Annotated in this window: 23 protein-coding genes, 1 tRNA gene and 1 pseudogene; 14 read left to right on the top strand and 11 right to left on the bottom strand. The window is 58.4% G+C overall.

The window, feature by feature from the left end:
- Positions 1-23: 23 nt before the first annotated feature.
- A complete protein-coding gene (locus ACR0AI_RS07700; RefSeq protein WP_480672940.1) occupies positions 24-1532 on the bottom strand; it encodes a PAS-domain containing protein in 1509 nt (502 codons plus the stop codon).
- A 66-nt stretch (positions 1533-1598) separates the two neighbouring features.
- Positions 1599-2996: a sensor histidine kinase RegB gene (regB, locus tag ACR0AI_RS07695; RefSeq protein ID WP_480672938.1), complete on the bottom strand. Its 1398-nt coding sequence runs from the start codon at positions 2994-2996 to the stop codon at positions 1599-1601.
- 90 nt (positions 2997-3086) lie between these two features.
- Between regB and ACR0AI_RS07690 the strand changes: the two genes are divergently transcribed.
- Positions 3087-3713: an SCO family protein gene (locus tag ACR0AI_RS07690; RefSeq protein WP_480672936.1), complete on the top strand. Its 627-nt coding sequence runs from the start codon at positions 3087-3089 to the stop codon at positions 3711-3713.
- Positions 3714-3794: 81 nt separating this feature from the next.
- A complete protein-coding gene (locus ACR0AI_RS07685; protein ID WP_050604676.1) occupies positions 3795-4349 on the top strand; it encodes an ActR/PrrA/RegA family redox response regulator transcription factor in 555 nt (184 codons plus the stop codon).
- Positions 4350-4393: 44 nt separating this feature from the next.
- Here the strand turns inward: ACR0AI_RS07685 and ACR0AI_RS07680 are convergent, their stop codons facing one another.
- Positions 4394-4882: a CHAP domain-containing protein gene (locus ACR0AI_RS07680; protein WP_480672934.1), complete on the bottom strand. Its 489-nt coding sequence runs from the start codon at positions 4880-4882 to the stop codon at positions 4394-4396.
- A 197-nt stretch (positions 4883-5079) separates the two neighbouring features.
- Between ACR0AI_RS07680 and ACR0AI_RS07675 the strand changes: the two are divergent.
- Positions 5080-5184: pseudogene (locus tag ACR0AI_RS07675) on the top strand (two-component system response regulator); the annotation flags it as partial.
- 527 nt (positions 5185-5711) lie between these two features.
- On the opposite strand, the gene ACR0AI_RS07670 reads toward ACR0AI_RS07675, so the two are convergent.
- Positions 5712-6308, bottom strand: a complete 597-nt coding sequence (locus ACR0AI_RS07670) for an HD domain-containing protein (RefSeq protein WP_480672932.1) — start codon at positions 6306-6308, stop codon at positions 5712-5714.
- Positions 6309-6509: 201 nt separating this feature from the next.
- On the opposite strand from ACR0AI_RS07670, the gene ACR0AI_RS07665 reads away from it, so the two are divergent.
- The 3 genes from ACR0AI_RS07665 to ACR0AI_RS07655 all read left to right on the top strand — a co-directional run bounded on the left by ACR0AI_RS07665 (position 6510) and on the right by ACR0AI_RS07655 (position 9078).
- The gene (locus tag ACR0AI_RS07665) at positions 6510-6824 is read left to right on the top strand and encodes a hypothetical protein (protein WP_480672930.1); all 315 of its coding nucleotides are present in this window, start codon (positions 6510-6512) and stop codon (positions 6822-6824) included.
- 105 nt (positions 6825-6929) lie between these two features.
- Entirely contained in the window at positions 6930-8318 is a 1389-nt protein-coding gene (gene ahcY / locus ACR0AI_RS07660; RefSeq protein WP_480673343.1) for an adenosylhomocysteinase, read from the top strand.
- 13 nt (positions 8319-8331) lie between these two features.
- Entirely contained in the window at positions 8332-9078 is a 747-nt protein-coding gene (locus ACR0AI_RS07655) for an extensin-like domain-containing protein (RefSeq protein ID WP_480672928.1), read from the top strand.
- Between the two features lie 35 nt (positions 9079-9113).
- Here ACR0AI_RS07655 and ACR0AI_RS07650 read toward each other — a convergent pair whose 3' ends face one another.
- Positions 9114-10190: an L-dopachrome tautomerase-related protein gene (locus ACR0AI_RS07650; RefSeq protein ID WP_480672926.1), complete on the bottom strand. Its 1077-nt coding sequence runs from the start codon at positions 10188-10190 to the stop codon at positions 9114-9116.
- Positions 10191-10281: 91 nt separating this feature from the next.
- On the opposite strand from ACR0AI_RS07650, the gene ACR0AI_RS07645 reads away from it, so the two are divergent.
- Together ACR0AI_RS07645 and ACR0AI_RS07640 are read left to right on the top strand one after the other, a co-directional pair.
- A complete protein-coding gene (locus ACR0AI_RS07645; protein ID WP_170643396.1) occupies positions 10282-11172 on the top strand; it encodes a LysR family transcriptional regulator in 891 nt (296 codons plus the stop codon).
- A 115-nt stretch (positions 11173-11287) separates the two neighbouring features.
- A complete protein-coding gene (locus ACR0AI_RS07640) occupies positions 11288-11629 on the top strand; it encodes a DUF2853 family protein (protein WP_170380170.1) in 342 nt (113 codons plus the stop codon).
- A gap of 219 nt (positions 11630-11848) precedes the next feature.
- On the opposite strand, the gene ACR0AI_RS07635 is transcribed toward ACR0AI_RS07640, so the two are convergent.
- Genes ACR0AI_RS07635 through tsaD form a run of 4 tightly spaced genes read right to left on the bottom strand, consistent with a single transcriptional unit; the run spans position 11849 to position 14598 of the window.
- Positions 11849-12271, bottom strand: a complete 423-nt coding sequence (locus tag ACR0AI_RS07635; RefSeq protein WP_170667519.1) for an EVE domain-containing protein — start codon at positions 12269-12271, stop codon at positions 11849-11851.
- Complete coding sequence (locus ACR0AI_RS07630; protein ID WP_170667517.1) at positions 12271-12540, bottom strand: YciI family protein; 270 nt, start codon at positions 12538-12540, stop codon at positions 12271-12273. Before ACR0AI_RS07630 ends, ACR0AI_RS07635 begins: the two co-directional genes overlap by 1 nt.
- A 1-nt stretch (position 12541) precedes the next feature.
- Positions 12542-13504, bottom strand: coding sequence for an NAD(P)H-dependent glycerol-3-phosphate dehydrogenase (locus ACR0AI_RS07625; RefSeq protein ID WP_480672923.1), 963 nt, complete (start codon positions 13502-13504; stop codon positions 12542-12544).
- A complete protein-coding gene (tsaD, locus tag ACR0AI_RS07620; protein WP_480673341.1) occupies positions 13501-14598 on the bottom strand; it encodes a tRNA (adenosine(37)-N6)-threonylcarbamoyltransferase complex transferase subunit TsaD in 1098 nt (365 codons plus the stop codon). The genes ACR0AI_RS07625 and tsaD overlap by 4 nt, the downstream gene beginning before the upstream one ends.
- A 97-nt stretch (positions 14599-14695) precedes the next feature.
- Between tsaD and ACR0AI_RS07615 the strand changes: the two genes are divergently transcribed.
- The 4 genes from ACR0AI_RS07615 (at position 14696) to ACR0AI_RS07600 (ending at position 18854) form a co-directional block, all read left to right on the top strand.
- Positions 14696-15409, top strand: coding sequence for a uroporphyrinogen-III synthase (locus tag ACR0AI_RS07615; protein ID WP_480672921.1), 714 nt, complete (start codon positions 14696-14698; stop codon positions 15407-15409).
- Positions 15410-15463: 54 nt separating this feature from the next.
- Positions 15464-16747 (top strand): COG4223 family protein, encoded by a 1284-nt coding sequence (locus ACR0AI_RS07610; protein WP_480672919.1) that lies wholly within the window; start codon positions 15464-15466, stop codon positions 16745-16747.
- Between the two features lie 10 nt (positions 16748-16757).
- Positions 16758-18245, top strand: coding sequence for a heme biosynthesis HemY N-terminal domain-containing protein (locus tag ACR0AI_RS07605; protein ID WP_480672917.1), 1488 nt, complete (start codon positions 16758-16760; stop codon positions 18243-18245).
- Between the two features lie 192 nt (positions 18246-18437).
- Positions 18438-18854 (top strand): hypothetical protein, encoded by a 417-nt coding sequence (locus ACR0AI_RS07600; protein ID WP_170470608.1) that lies wholly within the window; start codon positions 18438-18440, stop codon positions 18852-18854.
- 170 nt (positions 18855-19024) lie between these two features.
- Here ACR0AI_RS07600 and ACR0AI_RS07595 read toward each other — a convergent pair.
- Positions 19025-19111 (bottom strand) — tRNA-Leu (locus tag ACR0AI_RS07595).
- Between the two features lie 201 nt (positions 19112-19312).
- On the opposite strand from ACR0AI_RS07595, the gene ACR0AI_RS07590 reads away from it, so the two are divergent.
- Positions 19313-20296, top strand: coding sequence for a complex I NDUFA9 subunit family protein (locus ACR0AI_RS07590; protein WP_480672915.1), 984 nt, complete (start codon positions 19313-19315; stop codon positions 20294-20296).
- Here ACR0AI_RS07590 and ACR0AI_RS07585 read toward each other — a convergent pair whose 3' ends face one another.
- Positions 20297-21100: an undecaprenyl-diphosphate phosphatase gene (locus ACR0AI_RS07585; RefSeq protein ID WP_480672913.1), complete on the bottom strand. Its 804-nt coding sequence runs from the start codon at positions 21098-21100 to the stop codon at positions 20297-20299. It abuts the gene before it with no gap.
- A 228-nt stretch (positions 21101-21328) separates the two neighbouring features.
- Here ACR0AI_RS07585 and ACR0AI_RS07580 point away from each other — a divergent pair, with 228 nt between their 5' ends.
- Entirely contained in the window at positions 21329-22762 is a 1434-nt protein-coding gene (locus tag ACR0AI_RS07580) for an NAD(P)-dependent oxidoreductase (protein WP_170720426.1), read from the top strand.
- Positions 22763-22786: the final 24 nt, after the last annotated feature.

Genomic DNA, 22786 nt, shown 5'->3' with positions numbered 1-22786 from the left:
CGCCCAAGCGGCTGCAACCCGGTTCAGGCGCTGATCTGGGCCATGGGTTCGGCGGTCAGAGAATTGCTTGCCGTCGCAAAGCGCACGATTGTGGCACCGTTCTGCATGGGCATAACGGTACAATCCAGCGCGGTGCCGTTGCGCATCTGCATCTCGGCGCTCCATTCGGTGCGGTCATCACGCATATCCACGAAATCGCGGATCTCGCCCAAGACCGGGGTGGCGACGCAATGATCCTGCCAGATGCGCGTGACCTCGGTCACTGTCTCACTGTGAAATCCGGCCTCGTCCTGCGTTCCCCAAAGCCGCTGGTAGGCGTAGTTGGTCAGAGCCAATGTGCCGTCTTCCGAAAAAACCGCGATTGCGTCGGCCAGCTTGTCGAGGATGGATTGCATCAGGTCCATCTCGGACCGAAAGCGCCGGGTCAGGGTGATTTCGGCGGTGATGTCTTCGAATAGAAACGCCACGGCGCCATCGGGATGCGGGCGGCCGCTGACCGAATAGACCGAGCCCGAGGGCAGGGACCACGTTTCCTGATAGTTCCCGTCCTCAGCCGCCTCGAGCAGATCGTTCATCTGATTGCGCCATGACCGGTAGTTTTTAGGCTCGGGCATCATGTGCTGATCCCGCAGCCGGTCAAAAAAGCTGGAAATATTGGGGCGGCAGCTGAGGAAATCCGGCGGCAGGGTGGTCAGGTCGATCAGTGCCGGGTTAAACAGGGCCAGTTGACGGTTGCGGTCGAAAATAGCCAAGCCGATCGACAGCTGCGCAAAGGTCTTGGTCATCGTCTGCACGAATTTGCGCTGGGCGGTTTCGGCTTGCACAATCGCATTGATATCAACCGCATAGAACAGGCGGCCTTCCGTGTGATCCACCTGAGTAAGGTCGAACCACAATTTGCTGTCGCTTCCGGCCACGTCGATCGAGACGCGGGATTTCCCGCCGCGTAGCGGCTCGGCCCCGATGTCCGGGAACAGCGATAGGGTCAAGTCAACATCCAGCCCGCGCGCCTTGCGAACAAGGGCGACATAGGCCGCGTTGCACCAGCGCACGCTTGCGTTCTGATCCAGCAGCCAGACCGGATAGGGTGCCTGATCCATCGCCAGCCGGATCGGATCATTCGGATCCCGCAGCTTGGTTTTCTTTTCTCTCGTCGGTTCGTGCAGTTGGATTCGAACGATCCCATCAATCCATTCGCATAGAACCTCACGCTCAACCGTGCAGTCGATGGCCGAGACAACCAGATTGCCCTGATCGCGCACGAGGTCAGGCGTTTCCGGGAAGGTCGGAAAGTCGCGCTGCAACAAGCGTCGAAGATCGCTCCAATCTGCAACATGTTCGAAACCGGCCAACGCTATATCAGAGTGGCTGATCAGGCGGTCGCCATCGAACAGAAAAACCGCGTCGAACAGGGAGCTTGCAGTGAACATGCCATAGCTGTTGTCCCGCCGGGCACGACGGGGCAGTAGCCACATGACCGCAAAACAGCACGAGACCAAGCTGATCGCGGCCAGAATGATCCAGTCTGCCATCTTCTCCCCTTGCGACTACGGAACCCCGACGCAAACTATGGCGAAAATGGTTAACGGTGTCTTAACTCAGACCTGGATAGGCTGGTTGCGCCCGGATGGTACCGGGGTATCGCCCTGTTGCGCGTCGATGCGATTGCGCGGCCATTCGACCTTGACGATAGCACCCCGGCGGTCAGGCTTGTCGGAGAGGTGCTGATACGGGTCTGAGCCGTTGGCAAATTCCAGATCCGCCCCGCTGCGTTCCAATAGGGTTTTGGCGATGAAAAGGCCCAGACCCATACCCTCATACTCGGGGCGCGCGCGCTGGTCTGTTTCGGCCCGTCTGCGCCGCATCAAGGGGTCACCAATCCGCCCAATCAGATGCGAGGGGTAACCGCGCCCGTCATCCATGATACAGACGGTGATCTTGTCCGAGGTCCATTCCGCCTCGACCCAGACATTCGCGCGCGAGAAATCCACCGCATTCTGGATCAGGTTGCGCAGCCCGTGAATGATCTCGGGTTTGCGCAGGATCGAAGGTTGTTGCACATCGCCATCCTGCACTGGGCCTTCGGCGAAATGCACGGTTTTGCCCCGGTCGATATGTGGCTCGGCCGCTTCATGGACCACTGTGGACAAGGGCGCCTGACGCAGATGCAGATCGTCTTTGCCAGCGCGTCCCATATCGCGCAGGATGTCCCGGCACCTGTCCGCCTGCTCGCGGATCAGGGCGGCGTCTTCTTTCAGTTCGGGGCGGTCGTCGAGTTCCTCGATCAACTCGGAACTGGCCAGTTTGATCGTCGCCAGAGGGGTCCCCAGCTCATGCGCGGCGGCGGCGACAACTCCTCCCAGATCGGTCAGCTTCTGTTCGCGAGCCAGTGCCATATGCGTGGCCGCCAGCGCCTCGGACATTGAGCGTGCCTCGGAGCTGACCCTGTGTGAGTAGGCCCCGATAAAGACAATGGCGATGATGATCGCGGCCCAGTTGCCGAACAGAAGTATGTCGGGGATCTGTAGGACCAGGCCAATCTCGGTCCGCAAGGGCAGGTGAAACTCAGCCAGAAGCGTGGCCAGCGCAATTGCCACGGCCCCCACGATCAGCGTTGAGCGGGTACTCATGACATTTGCCGAGATCGTGACCGGACCAAGCAACAGCAGGGCAAAGGGATTGTTCAATCCGCCGGTCAGATACAGCAGGATCGCCAGTTGAAACAGGTCGAATAGCACCATCAAGAAGTTCTGGAACTCAGTCAGGCGTTTGTTTTGTGGGAACAGGAAGCTGGCAGTCAGGTTGCCGATCACCGAAACGCCGATCGCCAAGTAACACAGGGTGACCTCAAGCTGCACATGATAACTGTGCTGAGCCACCGTAATAGCCGTGATCTGGCCAAAGATGGCCACCCAGCGCAGTAGGATAAGGGTGCGCAGCCTGATCCAGCTGCTTCGTTCCTGACCGCCCCATAAACTCTGGTTGGATTCTGCCATTGGTCACTTATGTCCTGTTGCATCGGCTGATCATCTTGATAGGTGTCCCGGCTGATACGATCAACAACCCCTTGCACACGGAAAACGATCATGACCCGCCTGTTTGCTATTCTCGCAGCTGTCGTTCTTGCTATCAGCCTTGGCGCCATGTGGCTTTTGACAATGGGGTCAGGGTCAGATGACAAATACGCCCAATGCCGGTCCAGCCAGATCGCGGGCGGAACGGCGGCGATTGGCGGTCCGTTCGAACTGGTCAATGGTAAAGGCGAGACGGTCACAGACAAGGATGTGATCACCGAGCCGACACTCGTCTATTTCGGCTATACGTTCTGCCCTGATGTCTGCCCGTTTGACATGTCCCGCAATGCCGAGGCCGTGGACATTCTGGCCGAGCGTGGGCAATCCGTGACACCGCTGTTCATCTCGATCGACCCCGATCGCGACACGCCTGAAGTGGTCGGAGACTACGCCTTCAACCTGCATGAACGTCTGATCGCCCTGACCGGTTCACCCGAGCAGGTCAAGGCCGCCAGCCAGGCCTATAAAACCTACTACAAGGCCCATGACAAAAGCGACGAATACTATCTGGTCGACCATTCCACCTTCACCTATCTGGTCACACCCGAAGATGGGTTTCTTGAGTTCTTCAAACGTGAAGACACAGCGCAGCAAATGGCTGACAAGGTCGGCTGCTTTTTGGACCAAGCCGGGTCCTGACAAGCCGGTTTGACCTTTGGCCCCGCGCTGCTATTACTTCTAGTTAAAGCCAAAGGCATGAAATAGCGGAAAGACTCAACGATGGCAGACAGTTCCCAGCTTGATATCGGCCCCGATAAATCTCTGCTTCTGGTGGATGATGACGAGCCGTTCCTGAGACGCCTTGCCAAAGCCATGGAAAAACGCGGTTTCGAGGTTGAAACCGCCGGCTCCGTCGCCGCAGGCCGTGCCATTTCCACAGCGCGTCCGCCAGCCTATGCGGTTGTCGATCTCCGGCTAGAGGATGGCAACGGTTTGGACGTAGTCGAAGTGCTGCGCGAAAAGCGCCCGGACAGTCGTGTCGTTGTGCTGACCGGCTACGGGGCCATCGCCACAGCCGTCGCTGCCGTCAAGATTGGCGCGACAGACTACCTGTCCAAACCCGCTGATGCCACAGACATCACCAATGCACTGCTGGCCAAAGGCGACGAACTGCCCCCGCCGCCGGAAAACCCCATGAGTGCCGACCGTGTGCGCTGGGAACACATCCAGCGGGTCTATGAGCTGTGCGACCGCAATGTCTCGGAAACCGCACGGCGGCTGAACATGCACCGTCGGACGTTGCAGCGTATCTTGGCGAAACGTAGCCCGCGCTAAAAAGCAGAGCTTTCACTCGTCTGATCAGAGAGTCGTCTTTCAGGCTACTCGCCAGACTTAGGATAGATGAACCCGTTCACCGGGTACAAACTGCCATATTGCCCCGGAACGCTCTCGACCCGAACCAGTGTCCAGTCATTGTTCTTGGAGACATCTTTGACGCCCATTTTCAACGACACTTTGTTGCGGTGCCAATTGGCGTGGTTCACGATAACGACCCGGTCGCTAACAACATCAGACACGACAGCCACATGGCCCAGAGGCATTCCCCGCGTTGCCCGAAATGACATTACGGAACCGACAGCCGGTTCGTTGCCTCGCTCAAACGCACTGCGCGCCTTGCCCCACCAGTCCTTGGCATTGCCGCGAATTTCAATACCGCTGAGGCTACGAGCGTAGGGCACGCACCATACCCGTTGCCCTCGAGCCTGCTTTTGCGAGACTTCCTGCAGCGCCATTGACTGACGTTCCGGATCAAGTTGCGCGTCGGTCGGGCCATGGGCGCAGGCAGAGACCAGACTCAAAAGTCCCACCGCAATTGCGGTTCGCGCGCCGCCGGATAAGCGCGGCCAATTGGTGTCCGTTTTGCGTTTGCCCGTATTCAAGAATCTTCACTGCCCATTTTGAAGACACGCAAGTTTTAGGGTGACCTGATGTGTTGTGAAAAGAGGCTTGTCAGCGTGCGGCAAGATTTCGCCGGTTCCCCGCTACATCGCTAGGACAATTGGGTGAGATTGTAGACGCATCTGCAACCGAAGTTTTGATCACTGGACGCTGCCTGAACATGCACCGCCGAACACTGCGGCGGGTTTTGGCGAAGCGCAACTCGCGCTAGTGGTTGCAACTTGGACTTGCTGTCAGTCTGCGAGCTTACTTGATTGCGACATATGGGTTACTCAATTGCCTTTTCTTTTAAGCAGCAGGCAACCAACCCCACCAGACCTATGAAGAACCCCCAATGGCCTGCCGTTTCAAATACATATGCCAGCCTATGCGGCGGAAAGCAGTCCTTGCCGCAGCGCAAAGCGATTCCGGCCCAAACTAGCCAAGTACTCGAGTAAACTACGAAGCCGAAGAAAAAGGCAGCCAAGAGCGGCAGCAGGGGTCTGTTCTTGCATCGCGCAGAGTAAGCTTTGGTGCCGATCCAAATAGTCAAGAACAGATACGGCCACACCCAAATGGTGATCGCTGTAACTGCCATCGACCATCGCTCTGCGTTTGAGTCCACATAGCACTTGGTGCAACCATCAAACAGAACAGATGAAATGATAAAGCAACAGAAATTCAACGCTATGAAGGACCCGTAGACTAAGAGGCGTCGAACTAAAGCCAGCATTCTCCAACTTTCTACTTAGCCTTCAATCAGCAAAACAAATTGAGTAATTCGCAATGCCGCTCAGTATAGGCCTTTCGCACGTCCACAGGCGGCCTTAGCCTGATCTCCAACCCCTCCACAACCGCCCGATCCGGACGACCGAAGAACTTCGTCGCCTCAGTCTCGGAAAACCCCGCGATCTGGGTGGCTTCCATCCAGGCGCTTATCTTGTCGGCCTTTTTGATCTGCCGTTTCACCGTTTTCGGCACCTCGGCAGGAAGCCCAAAGCGAATATGGATCGCTGCCGCCAGACGGTCATCCAGCGCGCCATAGTCCGGCCCGACGGCGGATTTGACGGGTGAGATCATGTCTCCGATTACGTATTCCGGCGCGTCGTGCAGCAAAGCTGCCAGCCGCCATTTCACGGGCGCTTTGGGTGCAATGCGGCCAAAAAGTTCTTCGACCAGCAGGGAATGCTCAGCCACGGAATAGGCGAAATCGCCGGCTGTTTGTCCGTTCCAGCGCGCCACAAAGGCCAGACCATGGGCGATATCCTCGATCTCGATATCCACCGGGGTCGGGTCCAGCAGGTCCAGCCTGCGGCCCGACAGCATCCTCTGCCATGCGCGGGGTTGTGTTGCCATTATGCCATGCCTTGTGAAGTGGGACACAATAAAACCAAATTGTTTCTGCTATGATGTACCTGTCAGGATCACCAGCTGCCAACGTTTTCTTGAGCATTCGTGCTTTGAAACCACACCAACTGATCCCGACATTTAAACCGAGGGGGGCACTGGCTTCTCCCGGTGCGCTCCTCTCAAAAAGTGAAACAAAAGGAGTTTGCTATGTTCAAACGAATATTCGCAGTCGCCCTGACCTTTGGCATGGCCGCCACGGCCCCGCCCGCCTTTGCCCAGAATTGTGCAGAGCGCGAGCATGTGATTGATAAACTGCAGAAAAGCTACTCGGAAGAGCTGGTTTTCGGAGGTTTGCAGAAAACACGCGGCGCGCAGTCGGTCATGGAGGTCTGGACCTCACGAGAAACGGGTAGCTACACCGTTTTGGTGACCCACGCGAACGGCTTAAGTTGTATTGTCGCCGTTGGCACCGATTTTTTCGAAGCGATTCCGAAGGTCAAGGTTGACGGCACGCCCAGCTGATTTTTGCGGCGTATAACCCCGTTTTCGGTCATCCACATTGCCACCTGCCCCCAGGGATGCTAGGGGCAGCCGGAACTGTGATTGACCGCAAAAATGGAGCGCCTTATGGCCGGGGACTATATCGTCAAAGACATTTCGCTGGCCGGGTTTGGCCGCAAGGAACTGGATATCGCCGAAACTGAAATGCCGGGCCTGATGGCGCTGCGTTCGGAATATGGTGAAAGCAAGCCTCTGAGCGGTGCGCGGATCGTCGGGTCGCTGCACATGACCATCCAGACCGCCGTTCTGATCGAAACGCTGGTTGCCCTGGGCGCGGATGTGCGCTGGGCGTCGTGTAACATCTTCTCGACTCAGGACCACGCAGCCGCTGCGATTGCCGAGGCGGGTATCCCTGTCTTCGCCATCAAAGGCCAGACGCTGGAAGAGCATTGGGATTACCTGGACAAATCCTTCCTGTTCGAAGACGGCCCGAACATGATCCTGGACGATGGCGGCGACGCGACGCTCTACATCCTGCTGGGCGCACGCGCTGAGGCGGGTGAAGACATCATCCCTGTTCCGGGTTCGGAAGAGGAAGAGGTGATCAAGAAGCAGATCGCCAAGCGTATGGCGGCCTCGCCCGGTTGGTTCACCAAGATGCGGGATCAGATCCAGGGTGTGTCCGAGGAAACCACCACCGGTGTGAACCGTCTGTATCAGCTGGTGAAAGACGGTCACCTGCCGTTCCCGGCGATCAACGTGAACGACTCGGTGACCAAGTCGAAGTTCGACAACAAATACGGCTGCAAGGAATCGCTGGTTGATGGCATTCGCCGCGCCACCGACACCATGATGGCTGGTAAGGTTGCAGTAGTGTGCGGCTATGGCGATGTGGGCAAAGGCTCGGCTGCTTCGCTGCGTGGCGCAGGTGCCCGCGTGAAAGTGACCGAGGTCGACCCGATCTGCGCGCTGCAAGCCGCGATGGACGGGTTCGAAGTCACCCTGCTGGAAGACGAAGTCGCGACAGCCGATATCTTCATCACCACCACCGGCAACAAGGACGTGATCCGCATCGAGCATATGCGCGCGATGAAGGACATGGCCATCGTTGGCAACATCGGTCACTTCGACAACGAAATTCAGGTGGCCAGCCTGAAGAACCACAAGTGGACCAACATCAAGGAACAGGTGGACATGATCGAGATGCCCTCGGGCAACCGCATCATCCTGCTGTCCGAAGGCCGTCTGCTGAACCTCGGTAACGCCACCGGTCACCCGTCCTTCGTGATGTCGGCCTCCTTCACCAACCAGGTTCTGGCGCAGATCGAGCTGTTCACTAAGGGTGACCAGTACGAAAACAAAGTCTACATCCTGCCCAAGCATCTGGATGAGAAAGTGGCCCGCCTGCATCTGGATCGTATCGGCGTGAAGCTGACCAAGATGGACAATGAACAAGCGGCTTATATCGGTGTTGCGCCGGAAGGCCCCTACAAGCCCGAGCATTACCGCTACTGATCGCGGACCGGGTATGACCAAACGTTCAGGACGCCGCCGGATCTTGTATCTGGCGGCGTCTTTCTTTTCGATCATCGTATTTCTATTTCTTGTTGGATCGGCCGGGTATGTGTTGCTGTCGCATCCCAAGTCACCGCTGCCCGATCACTGGAATCCTTTGCGGGATCTGACCCTGACCGCGCCGGTCACGCCCATTACCAAGTATCAGTTGAATCGGGCATTGGCGGATGAGGCGCAATGCCGGGCGACGCTGTCTGAGGCCGGTGTTGCGTTCTCAGAGATGGAGGATTTGGTGGTTGACCAGAACTGCGGCATCTCCGGGCGGGGTGAGCTCTCCCACTTGGTCAGTGCCCAAGTAGGCGGGGTCGAAACCCGCTGCACGACGGCCCTGCGTTTGGCAATGTGGGAGCATCACGTGGTTCAACCCTCCGCGCAGGAGCTGTTGGGTACTCATGTGCGCGCCTTGCGCCATCTTGGCAGCTACAATTGCCGTCGCATGCGGACCGCGCAGGGTGAAAACAGCGGTTGGAGCAGCCACGCCACGGCGGATTCGATTGATATCACCGGGGTGGAACTGGCGGATGGGCGGACGCTCAGCCTGTTGCAGGATTGGTCTGCGCCGGGACCCGAGGCTGTGTTTTTGCAGCGGATCGGGAAGGGGGCATGTGACTGGTTCCGCGTGGTTTTAGGCCCCAATTTCAATCGTTTGCACGCGGACCATTTTCACCTACAAGGCCCCGGCTGGGGCTATTGTCGATAGGTATCCCGGCCCCGCTGAACAGGGCCGGGCCAGGATCAGCGTCCGCTGACCGCGTCGGAAAGCGATTTGAACCGGACGATCTTGTAGATCCCCTTGGAGGCATCCTCGCCATTGTTCAAAACGGGTGAGCGGTGCAACTCGTTAATCGTGGCATAGACATACCCATCCGCACCGATCGAGAACCCGTCTGGCCACGGCAATTCATCATCCGACTGGAACAGCACCTCATAGCTGCCGTCCGGCTTGGTCACACCCAGCGCGTTGTCCGTCATCGCAGTGATATAGACATTGCCGCCGGTATCGACGGTCGAGCCGTCCGAGATCGGTTTGTCGCCATAACGTTCGACCTGCGCCTCAAGATCAGCATCCGACAGGCTTTCATCCAGCAATGCCGCCGTGGGGATGCGGTACATCGCACTTGCCGTCATCGGGGCGAAATAGACCCACGTATTGGTCGGATCGACGGTGATCGGGTTGATGCCGATCTTGGCCGGATTGCCGCCCAGCGTGATCTCACGCCCGTCGATCACCATCGGAGTATCCTCGGGGATCGTGTATTGGGACCCTTCCAGAACGCGCCGCGCGCGGCCGGTCTCAAGATCAACCACGATGATGGCCGAGTTCTGACCGTCGCCCGTATCCGAGATGTAAATCGCCCCATGATCACGGTCCACGGCCAGATCATTCAGGAACGAGGTCGGCCGCGCGACCGGGGCGCCGATATAGTGGATCGCGTGCAGCGTCTCGGTCTTGGTGTCCCAACCGACAATGCGCCCGGTCTGGTTTTCACCCTGTCCGTCCAGCATCCACAGAATACCATCGCGATCTGCCCGCAGGCCCAGAACGCCGTTCAATCCATCCGCATCGTCTTGCGGGGCGCGGGCCCAGTCCTCGGTCGGGTAGGGCTTGGTTGACCCGTCGGGCATCACTTCGACCACGCGCAACTCGGGCCCGTAGAATTCATGCACCGACATGAACATGCGCCCATCCGGTCCAATCGCCAGATTGCCCGGAGGCATGGCCTTCTCGAACTCAAGATACGTTTCCAATTCGGCTGCCGCTGCGGGCAAAGCCAGCGCCAAAGCGCATGTAGCTGCATAGAGCGATTTCATCGGGTCCTCCTCTGATGTGCCCGATCAGATACCATTTGAAATTTTCGCGGATAACTGGCTCAATTACGAAACCAGTGTTAGGAATTTTCGAATGTACCATGTGAATGACCTGCTGACCTTTGTCTCTGTCGCCAAAACCGGAGGGGTCGGATCGGCTGCAAAGGCGCTGGGCATTTCGGCGGCGACGGTCAGCCACCGGATTGCGAAACTAGAAGAGGTGCTGAACCTCAAACTCTTTCACCGCAACAGCCGCCGGGTGCAGCTGACCAATGAAGGTCTGATCTTTCTGGATCGGATCGAGCCTGTGCTGTCCGATCTGCGCGAGGCCGAGTTGGAGGCCGGAAGCGGCAAGGGCGCGCTGCGCGGCCATCTGCGTGTGACCCTGTCGCCGTGGATTTTGTCCAGGTTCATCATGCCGTTGATGGACAGCTTTCAGGAGGATCACCCGGACCTGACGATCGAGTTTCTGGCCGTCGACCGCTATGTCTCTCTCGTCGATGAGGGCGTCGATTGCGCCATTCGCGTCGGTCAGTTGGCGGACAGTACCCTGAAGGCGCGCAAGCTTTGCGACAACGACCGGATCATCTGCGCCGCGCCGGGTTTCATTGCACGATACGAGATGCCCAAATCCGTCGAAGACCTGCGCAAGATGCGCTGGGCGTGTTTGCCTTGGCAGACGCGGTTCGACACCCATGAGGGGCAATTGTCCGTCACGCGACGTATTGCCGTTTCCAACTCGGACATGCTGACCGAAGCCGCAGTGCAGGGGTTGGGGCTGGCGGTCAAGTCCCGTCTGGCCGTTCAGCGAGAGTTGCAGCAGGGTACGCTGGTCGAGGTTTTGCCGGGTGCGTTGAAATCCCCATCTGCACCAATTGCCTTTGTTCACGCGGGCAGCAGCACGCCGGGGCGCAAGGTTCGCGTGTTTTCGGACCTTGCAGATCGAGCCTTTCAAGGCGCGCGGCAAAGGCGCTCCTCCGCTTAGGGGGAAAGCACGGAATTTTTCCCTTTGTGGGAATAGGAGGAATGGCTAGGCTTCCGACACCTGTTTTTAGGATTTGAGTAACCGCAGCCAGGACTGCTGATAGGGAGACTGTTTTATGGGAAAACGCGACGATCTGATCGCCAAATACGCCGATGATCTGAAAAACAAATGCGGCATGGATGCCGATATGGACCTGCTGACCAAGGTCACCATCGGGTGCGGTCCGGCGATCTATGACGCCGACGCGTCGACCGTGGCAGCCAGCCAGGACGGTGAGCTGGAGACCGTCAAAAATAATTTCCTCATCAAAAAGCTGGGTCTGGCCGACGGGCCCGAGCTGATGGAGGCCATCAACTCGGTTCTGGAAACCTATGGCATGTCTGAGCGCAACAAGTACCGCGCGGTGGTCTACTACATGCTGACCAAGCATTTCGGCAAAGAATCGGTTTACGGCTAAACGTTACGTTTTCCACCCAAACGCCCGCCTCCCCATCGGCGGGCGTTTTTGTTTTGAGTTATATTTTAAGGACTTGGTGTTTGAAGCTGCCTGAGAAAACAGGCTATGGTCCTTATGTGGCCAGGACGGTCAGAACCAACAGATTCCAATACGCGTGTGGTGAGTAGGGAGCACGTGGGGTAGGGAAGGTTCTGCAGCGTGCAGGGCCTTCCCTCTGTTTTACTCGGCCTCAGTCGAGCCCAGGGCGCAGATCACCTGCCATTCGGCTTCAGTGACCGGCTGCACCGACAGACGAGAGTTTTTGACCAGCACCATCTCACCCAGACGTTCATCCGCTTTGATCTGGTCCAGCGTCACGTGAACTTCAAACGGCCTTACCGCCTTGATGTCCACGCATTCCCAGCGTTCATCATCGGTGGTGCTGTCGGGATGGGCCTCGGCGCAGACCTCAACGATTCCGACGATCGCCTTGTCCTTTTGCGAGTGATAAAAGAACCCGCGATCACCGATTGCCATTTGCCGCATGAAATTGCGCGCCTGATAGTTGCGCACGCCGTCCCATTCTTCGCCCGCATCGCCTTTGGCAACCTGCTGGTCCCAACTCCACGTCGATGGCTCGGATTTGAACAGCCAGTTTGCCATCAGCCAATCACCTTTTTCCAAGGGATCAGTTCGACAGACTGGAACAGGCCTGCCTTGGCATAGGGATCATTGTCGGCCCAGCTTTGTGCAGCGGCTAGATCTTCGACATCGAGGATCACCAGCGAGCCGACCATAGCGTCTCCGTCCAGCAGCGGGCCGGCCTGCGATACAACGCCGGTTTCCTCGATATACGCCAAATGGGCCGAGCGGTTGTCCAGACGAGTTTGCAGCGCGCCGGGTTTGTCACGGGCGATTAGGGCGATCAGCATGTTATTCCTCCTTGAGGGGTCGGTTGAGCAGGGTTTCGATGGCTTGAGTAACACTGTAGGCGCCTTGGCTCAGGTCGGCCACAGTGGCGCTGATAGGCATATCCAGACCTTCGGTCTTGGCGATATCGGCCATGGCGCGGGCGGTGGCGACACCTTCGACGGTTGTTGTGGTGTCGAAGGGCTCATTTCGACCCAAACACAGGCCAAAACGATAGTTTCGGGACAGCTCCGACGAGCAGGTCAACACCAGATCACCTAGGCCAGAGAGCCCCATCAACGTCTCTGGCTGTGCGCCGCGCATGAGGGCAAAGCGCTGCATCTCAGCAAAGCCGCGGGTCATCAGGGCAGCACGGGCGCTGTCGCCTAGACCGGCACCGATGGCAGCGCCACATCCGATGGCCATAACGTTTTTCAATGCGCCGCCGAGTTCCGCTCCGATCACATCGGTGGTGCGGTAGAGGCGTAGATTGGCGGTGGTCAGTTCGGATTGCAGTGTTTCGAGCAGATCGGCATCTGCACAGGCCAGGGTCAGCGCTGTCGGCAGGCCACGCGCGATGTCATCCGCAAAGCTGGGGCCCGTCAGAAGCGCTGGTCGTGCATCCGGAATGGTTTCGCGGATCACGGAAATTGGACCGAGGCCCGAGGACAGTTCAATCCCCTTGCAGCACGCAACCAACGGTTTCCCAGCCAGCACCGCTGCGTGTTCCTGCAGTGCATGGCGCAATTGTTGCATCGGCACAGACACCAGAAGGACATCCTTTGCCCCAGCTGTTTCGATATCATGAGTGATGGTGATGGCATCGGGCAAAATCACATCGGGCAATCGGCTCTTGTTGATCCGACTATCCTGCATGGCTTTCGCCTGCTCGGCGCTGCGCGACCACAGGGTGACCGGACCGTTACCGGCCAGTGAGATCGCCAGAGCCGTACCGAACGCCCCTGATCCGAGAACCGAAACGCTCATGCCTTTGCACCCTTCTTACCGCTACCCAGCATGGCGGGGCTGGTCTGATCCAAAGGCCAACGGGGTCGCGCTGTAAGATCCAAACCGTCGCGCGCGCCGGTGCGAAAACGTTCCATCCCCGCATAGGCGATCATGGCGGCATTGTCGGTGCAAAGTGCAAGGGGCGGGGCCGTGAAACGCGCGCCTTTTTCGGTACAAACAGACTCTAACGCAATGCGAATAGCGGAGTTTGCAGCCACACCGCCCGCAACGGCAATGACCGGGTCCGATGGGGTCTCGGCCAGATACAAATCCATAGCGCGTCGTGTTTTCTCGGCCAAAGTGTCCACGACAGCCTGCTGAAACCCGGCACATAGATCGGCTCGATCCTGACGGGTCAGGCCGCCTTTTTCGGCGACGATCTGATCCCGCATCCGCATCAGCGCGGTTTTCAGCCCCGAGAAGGACAGGTCACATCCGGGCCGGTCCAACAGCGGCCGAGGGAAACGGAACCGCTTGGGATCACCCTGGCGCGCCTCGGCCTCAACCGAGGGTCCACCGGGTTGCGGCAGGCCCAGAAGACGGGCGGTTTTGTCAAAAGCCTCACCGGGGGCGTCGTCGATGGTGCCGCCCAAACGCGTGAACTGCTCGGGTCCGTGGGCGATCAGATATTGGCAGTGCCCGCCCGAGACCAGCAGCATCAGGTACGGAAAGGCTATTCCATCTGTCAGGCGCGGGGTCAGAGCGTGACCGGCCAGATGGTTTACCCCGATCAGAGGTAGGCCGGTCGCAGCACTGATCCCCTTGGCGCACATGACGCCGGACATGACTCCTCCGATCAGGCCGGGCCCGGCGGTCACGGCGATGGCGTCTATATCAGCCAGTGTTAGACCCGAATCTTTTAGCGCCTGTAAGACGCAGCTATCCAGTTTCTCGGCATGGGCGCGCGCGGCGATTTCGGGGACGACACCCCCATAAGCGCTGTGCAGCTCGGTTTGGCCATGGACAATCGACGACAGCACTTCGGCCTCTTCGCCGTCGGTTTGGCGCACGACGGCGGCGGCTGTGTCGTCACAGCTGCTTTCCAATCCAAGGACGGTAAGTGTTTGCACCATTGGCCTGATCCGTTGCATCATGATTGCCAAGCGGGGTACCACCCTGCGCGGACGCAAACAATCCCAAGGCCGAAGGCGCCGATAGTTGTATTTGTTGATGACCCGCCCTCGCGCCGCCTCGGAGAGGTTTGTTGCGCAGCTTCCGACCCGCGTCAGATCGCGTGTTGAGGTCATCCATTCCCCCATTCTGGAAATTAGGCCGCTGGCGGCTCCGATTTGTACGGCCGAGACGCAGGGGATAATCTTCACGTCATCCAATGCGGTGAATGCGGCAGCCTCGGCGGGTGTGCGCCGGGATTTGCCTGCCTATTGCGTGGGTCCGACCACGACTGCGACCGCCGAAGGCGCGGGCTGGGATGCGCGTATGGTCGGTGGCACGGCAGAAGAGCTTGTGGCCGGTCTTTTGCAGATCAGACCAACAAGCCCGCTGTTGCATCTGCGCGGCGAACACAGCCGGGGCAACATCGCCGAGCGTCTGACCGAGATGGGCGTAACCACGCGCGAACAGGCGGTGTACCAGCAACTTCTGCTGCCGCTCAGCCCCGAGGCAAAGGCCGCATCCGAGGGCGACAGGCCAGTGATCGCGCCTATTTTCTCACCCCGCACCGCGCGACAATTTGCCGACATTTGGGCGGGCACTGCCCCGCTATGGCTGGCCGCAATCAGCGAGGCAACGGCGGAACCCCTTAAATCCTTGGGTTATGAGCGCCTGAGGATCGCCAAGGAACCGACACCCAAAAAGATGCGTAAGGCCGTTAAAAAGCTTGTGAAACACGCGATGCGGGTTGAGAGAGAGCCGGGTGCAGATTAACTTGGAACAGTCTGTAGTTCTGGTGATTTTAGAATCGATAAGGGGAATTTGACGGTGGCGGGCAAAAAGAAATCCGATCAGGAACCGGTGGAAACCCCGAAAACAGACGATGTGGTCGAAGTGGTCGAAGATGTAAGCGTTGAACCCAATGGTGAGACTGAAGCGTCGCCTGTTGACGAAGATGCGCCGAAAGAGGACCTGATTTCCGAAGCCGAAGCCGAAGCCGAAGCCGAAGCCGAAGCCGAAGCCGAAGCCGAAGCCGAAGCCGAAGCCGAAGCCGAAGCCGAAGCCGAAGCCGAAGCGTCCGTCGAGCCGTCGGAACCTATGCAGGCCGATGAGAAACCCGCTGAACCAACCCAGGAACAACGGGGCGGATTTGTTCCGGCCCTGATAGGTGGTGTGATTGCCGCGGGCCTTGGCTTCGCGGCGGCTCAAACGGGGCTGATCTCGTCTGGTGGGTCGGATAACTCGGACGTGATTGCGGCGCTTGAATCGAAGCTCTCGGAACAATCCGATCAGATCGAAGCGCTGACGAAGCAACTCTCGGATGCGCCAGACGTGTCGGGCCTGACGGATCAGGTTCAGGCGCTATCGCAAAAGCTGGACCCTGTTGACGCAGATCTGACCGCCGTAAAATCCAGCGTCGAATCTCTGACCGGCCAGATCGCGCCCCTGGCCGACCGACTGACCGAGCTTGAGAAGGCGCCCATTGCTGCAAATACCTCGACCGAAGCGACCGCTGCTTTTGAAGCCGAACTGAAAAAGCTGCAGGACTCACTGGCGGCGCAGCGCGGAGAGGTCGAAAAAATGGTCGCCGATGCACAGGCGCTTGAGGCGAAAGCAACGGCCGAAGCGCAAGCCGCGACCAATCTCGCCATTCTGTCCCGCCTGCATGGACAGTTGGATGCCGGTCAGCCCTACTCGGACCTTTTGGGCGAACTGCAAGCGGGGGGCGTGACGGTGCCGGATGCGCTCTCAACGCCCGCAGATAAAGGGGTTGAGACGCTGTCGTCCTTGCGGGCTTCATTCCCGGCTGCGGCGCGTACCGCTTTGGCGGATGCGCGGGATGCGGATAAAGGCACCGGCGTGATCGCCTTTTTGCAACGCCAGACCGGCGCGCGATCGGTGACGCCTCAGGATGGAGATGGTCCGGATGCGGTGCTGTCGCGTGCGCAGGCGGCCTTAGCCGATGGTGATGTCGCCTCTGCCCTGACTGAATTGAAATCCCTGCCAGAGGCGGCGCAGACCGCAATGGCCGATTGGGAACAAGCCGCCCAGACCCGGGTCGCGGCGGTTGAAGCCGCCGATACGCTTGCTTCCGACCTGAACTCGAACTGAAGGACCTGCCATGCTGTGGTCATTGTTTAAGATCCTTGTTTTTGTTGCGATTATCGGCCTTCTGGCTTTGGGTGGTCACTTCCTGATGCAAACCAGCGGCGGGGTTCAGATCACCGTCGCCGGGGTTGAATATACGCTGGGGCCGCTGCAATCGGTGATCGCGCTGGGCGTTCTGGTCTTTGGCGTCTGGTTGTTCTTCAAACTGCTGGGCCTGCTGATCGCGACGCTGAAGTTCCTCAACGGTGATGAAACCGCCCTGTCGCGCCATTTCGACCGCAGCCGCGAACGGCGCGGGTATGAGGCACTGTCCGACGGTCTCATGGCGTTGGCATCGGGCGAGGGTCGCATGGCGATGGCCAAGGCCTCTAAGGCCGAGAAACTGCTGAACAAGCCGGAACTGACTAACTTGCTGGTCGCGCAAGCGGCCGAGATGACGGGCGATACCAAAAAGGCCTCGGAGACTTACAAAAAGTTGGTGACCAATAGCGCCACGCGGTTTGTCGGTGTGCGCGGTATCATGAAACAGAAGCTGGCCGAGGGCGATGACGAAACCGCGCGCAAACTGGCTGAGAAAGCTCTGGCGCTGAAACCGCGTCATGAGGAAACGCAAGATGTATTGCTGAACCTACAGACTAAAGCGCATGATTGGGCCGGAGCGCGGTCGACTCTGACGTCGAAGCTGAAGGCCGGGTACCTGCCGCGCGATGTGTTCAAACGGCGCGACGCGGTTCTGGCCCTGTCCGAGGCCAATGGCATTCTGGACGACGGAGCAAGCGTCGAGCAACAAGAGCAAGCCATTGAGGCCAACCGCCTGTCACCCGATCTGGTGCCTGCCGCCGCCATGGCAGCGCGGGCCTATATCGAAAAGGGTAAACCGCGCGCGGCCACCAAGATCCTCAAGAAAGCGTGGGAGGTTCAGCCCCACCCCGACCTCGCCCATGCCTTTGCCGAGATTGCACCGGACGAGTCGGCTCAGGACCGTATCAAGCGGTTCACCGCGCTGACCCGTATCCACCCTGAGAACATGGAAACCCGTCTGATTCTGGCCGAATTGAACATCGTCGCCGAGGACTTTCCCGAAGCGCGTCGCGCGCTGGGCGATGTGGTGGAAAAACAGGCCGATGCTCGTGGTTACACGTTGATGGCGGCCATCGAGCGCGGCGAAGGTGCATCGGACGCCGTTGTTCAGGGTTGGCTGGCCAAGGCCTTGACCGCACCGCGTGGGCCGCAATGGGTGTGCGAGAACTGTCACGACATTCAGCCCGAATGGGGCCCGGTCTGCCAGAATTGCGGCAGCTTCGATACGCTCAGCTGGCAGACGCCTCAGACGCCCGAGATCGCCACGGCTACAGGTGTGCATATGTTGCCTTTGATTGTGGGCGTGCTGGAAGACAAAGCCTCTGCCGAAGAAGAACCCGAGACCGAAGAGGATGTCCCTGCTGAGGTGATCGAGCTGAACGCCGATACGGTCGATGAGACCGCAGAGAAGCAGGCCTGACCCAAACGGCCTGGTCTTTTCCGGCCCGCAGCAGCTTTGCAAAAGATGAAAGTGTAAGTCTGTGGCGCCCCTCAAAAGGGCGCAGTTCTGGGGAATTTAACACCAGTGTGACGGGTTTCACTGACTCTCCGGCAGCATTTGCTGCATTCTCTCCATGAATCGACCAAGCGTCTTAGATTGAGGAGAAACCAAATGAAAATTGATGAAAAAGGCCTGGATAAATTTGAGAAAGAAGCGGACAAACTCGCGGCGGCGATTGTCCAGCAGTCCAAAATTATTGATCAGGCGGAAAAGGCGTCTCCGGTCGCGAAGAAAACACTGGCACCGTTGAAAAAGGCAATTGCAGTGGCGATGAAGCAAGGCAAAGCTGCGCAGAAGGCCATTTCGACTGCCAAGAAGAAAAAATGCATGGACGAAAAGGCCAACAAAGACCTTCTGGTTCAGGTGTCTAAAGCTGCCAAGACTGCATCGGCGGCCAAGAAATTGATCGGTCACGAGGCAACGCATGTGGTGCAACAGGCCGTCCCGAAAGCGAAGCCGAAGCAGATGGAAAAGACCTTCGACGAAAAGCTGAAGTTCTGGCAAAACCTTGAAAAGAAAGCCAAGTAAGTCTGGGACAAAGTCCGGGGCCTACGCAGAGAAGTGCTTTGCAGGCCCTGACGTCATCGCTCAAGGCATGAAATGCTGTGCGTGTGATTGGAATCTGAGACTGAATTCCCCAAACACACGGGCTATTTCCACGCCTCAAATGCAAGTAATCAATACAATTTAGGGGGATTTGGTGCCCAGGAGAGGACTCGAACCTCCACGTCCATACGGACACTAGCACCTGAAGCTAGCGCGTCTACCAATTCCGCCACCTGGGCAGGTGTCGTGAGGGGGCGTTTAAGCCCAGCGGCAGGGAGGGTCAACCAGATTCGCACAGATTTTCGAAAGTTTTTTGAACCACGCCGCTCCGACCCTTTTCACAGTGGGCCTCGATGCAGGACACGCGGCGATTTGATGCCTTGTTTCTAAGGGGTTCGGACGCTACTTCTACGTCAGAGCCACGCAGCAGGAGCCATCGAATGTCGAAACTGGTCACGATCTACGGAGGGTCTGGGTTTGTCGGGCGCTATATTGCGCGCCGTATGGCGGCCAAGGGATGGCGTGTCCGAGTCGCCGTGCGACGCCCGAACGAGGCCATGTTCGTGAAACCCTATGGCGTTGTGGGTCAGGTTGAGCCGGTGTTTTGCAACATCCGAGACGACGCCTCGGTGCAGTTGGCCATGCAGGGTGCAGATGCGGTTGTGAATTGCGTGGGTGTTCTGAACGAACTGGGCAAGAACGGGTTTGATGCAGTGCAGGCCGAAGGGGCCGAACGCATCGCGCGTCTTGCGTCCGAGAATGGCGTGGAGCGGATGGTTCATATCTCGGCCATTGGAGCGGATGCCGAGTCGTCCAGCGCCTATTCCCGCACCAAAGCTGCGGGTGAGGCCGGAGTTCTGGCTCATATGCCAGATGCAATGATCCTGCGCCCCTCGATTGTTTTCGGGACCGAGGATCAGTTCTTCAACCGTTTCGCCGCGATGACACGGTTCGGGCCGTTTCTGCCTCTGGTCGGGGCTGAGACGCGGTTTCAGCCGGTCTATGTGGATGATGTGGCGCAAGCGGCCGAGCAGGGTGTCTTGGGGAAAGCGGCCTCGGGCATCTATGAGCTGGGCGGTCCTGAGGTGAAAACCTTCCGGGCTTTGATGCAGCAAATGCTGGAGGTCATTCATCGACGCCGGGTGATTCTGGGTGTTCCGTTCTTTGCCGCCAAGATCATGGCCGGCGTGTTGGATATTTTGAAGTTCGTCAGCTTCCAGCTGTTCTCGAACCCGATCCTGACGCGGGATCAGCTCAAGAACCTTCGACAGGAGAATGTGGTCGGCGACAGCGCCAAGGGCTTTGCGGATCTGGGGATTGTGCCAACCACGCTGGACGCTGTTCTGCCGGAATATCTGTGGAAATTCCGCCCCTCAGGTCAGTATGACGACATTCAGAACTCGGCCAAAAACCTGCGGACCTGATCAGCTATAGGCGATCACCAGCAGGATCGTGCCCAGAATGACGCGATAGATGACATAGGGCGTGAAGCTGACACTGCGCAGCAGGCGCATCATCAGGCTTAGGGCCAGCAAGGCCGACACAAATGCAAAGAGGGCGGCGATCGCTCCGTCTTTGGCCAGTTGCGCGTCGGCCTGGTGGACCACGTCAATGGACAGCAACACACCTGAGGCGATGATAGTCGGGATCGACATCAGCATGGCGAGGCGCGCGCCTTCTTCCCTTGTATAGCCCAGTTGCCGTGCCCCGGTAATGGTGATGCCTGACCGGGATGTGCCGGGAATCAGTGCGATGGCCTGCCAAAGCCCCATGATGGCCGCGTCACGCAAGCTCCAATCGGCGGCGATCTTGGTCTGGGAGCTTTTCTGGTCCATCCAATAGAGCAGTAGCCCAAACAGCAGCATGGTCCAGCCGATGACGGCGATGGATCGCAGCGCCTCGGTCAGGCCGGTCAGGTAAAGGACCAGCCCAGCGAGGACTGTCGGAATCGTTGCCACTATCAACCCCAGCGCCAACCGTGCTTGCGCCGTGTCGGTGCGCCCAGACAGCGCGGCGGGCAACCCGAGGATTGCTTGTTTGACGTCGGACCAGAAGTACAAAACAACCGCGCCAAGCGTGCCTACATGAACGGCTACGTCGATGGTTTGGCCCTGATCCTGCATCCCGGTCAGGTTGGGCAGCAAGATCAGATGGCCGGACGAGGAGACAGGCAGAAATTCAGTAAGCCCCTGAATGATCGCCACGAGAATCAAGTGAAAGAGACTCATTTACCCTGCCGCACTGCCATCAAATTGCTTTGGGTTTATGGGTATTCTGGTGGTGTCGAAAAGGAAAGATGATAGATAGGTCCGTATCGGACATAAAAATAGAAAAAAAAAGCAAATATTTTGCGCGCCAGACGAGATTTTTCTTAATTAGGTCAACATATATGACTTTTCATATCCGGGGCGATCTCATAAAGAGATGCTTCCTAGCCAATTCATGGAGTCGGACCCGTGGCAAAGCAACCGATGTTGAAATTTGTGCAGATTGACCGTGTCATGCCTGAAAAGCGTGCCGCCGATGACCGCAAAGAAGACTTTGACGAAATCTACGCGGAATTCGCATCGGCCAAGGCTGCAGAGCAAGCCAGCCGCTGCAGCCAATGTGGTGTGCCCTATTGCCAGTCGCATTGCCCGCTGCACAACAACATCCCCGATTGGCTGCGTCTGACGGCGACAGGTCGTCTGGAAGAGGCCTACGCGACAAGCCAAGCCACCAACACATTCCCCGAGATCTGTGGCCGTATCTGCCCTCAGGATCGCTTGTGCGAGGGCAATTGTGTGATTGAACAGTCGGGTCACGGTACGGTCACCATCGGGACGATTGAAAAATACATCACTGACACCGCATGGGACAAAGGCTGGGTGAAGCCCGTCGTTCCGACCGCTGAACGCAGCGAAAGTGTGGGCATCATCGGCGGAGGCCCGGGTGGCCTGGCGGCAGCCGACATGCTGCGCCGTGCTGGTATCCAAGTCACAGTCTATGACCGCTATGACCGTGCGGGCGGCCTGTTGATGTACGGTATCCCCGGCTTCAAGCTCGAGAAAGACATCGTCCAGCGCCGCAATGACCTGCTGGCCGATGGCGGGGTAGAGTTCGTTCTGAACTGCGACGTGGACGCCGCCAAATTTGACGAAATTCGCGCCAAGCATGACGCCGTGATTATCGCAACCGGCGTTTACAAGTCGCGCGATCTGTCCATGCCGGGCAGCGGATTGACGGGTATCGAGAAAGCGATCGACTTCTTAACCGCCTCGAACCGCAAAAGCTTTGGGGACGCGGTCGAAGATTTCGACAATGGCCGCCTGAATGCCGAAGGTAAAAAGGTTGTCGTTATCGGCGGTGGCGACACGGCGATGGACTGTGTGCGCACCTCGATCCGTCAGGGCGCGACCTCGGTCAAATGTCTGTACCGCCGTGACCGTGCCAACATGCCAGGCTCGCAGCGAGAAACGCAGAATGCCGAGGAAGAAGGCGTGGTGTTCGAATGGCTCAGCGCGCCAAAGGGTTTCGTCGGCGATGACAAGGTGTCCGGCGTGATGGTGCAGAAGATGCGCCTGGGACAACCGGATGCGTCGGGTCGTCAGGCCCCTGAGGTGATCGAAGGCGCCGACTATGTCGAGGACGCCGATCTGGTGATCAAGGCGCTGGGTTTTGAGCCCGAAGACCTGCCCACCCTGTTCGGCCAGCCCGATCTGCCGGTCACGCGCTGGGGCACCATCAAAGCGGCCTTCCAGACCGGTGAGACCGAGATGGATGGCGTGTACGCCATTGGTGACATCGTGCGCGGTGCCTCTCTGGTCGTTTGGGCGATCCGGGATGGGCGCGACTGTGCCGACGCCATCATCGAGCGGCTCAATGCCAAGGCGGTGGTCGCGGCTGAATAACCGCCCATCGTCGAAGTTCAACAT

It is taken from the genome of Ruegeria sp. BG3, from assembly GCF_056538485.1.
The sequence above is the reverse complement of the archived record's forward strand: the minus strand, read 5'-3'. Positions and strand labels throughout refer to the sequence as shown.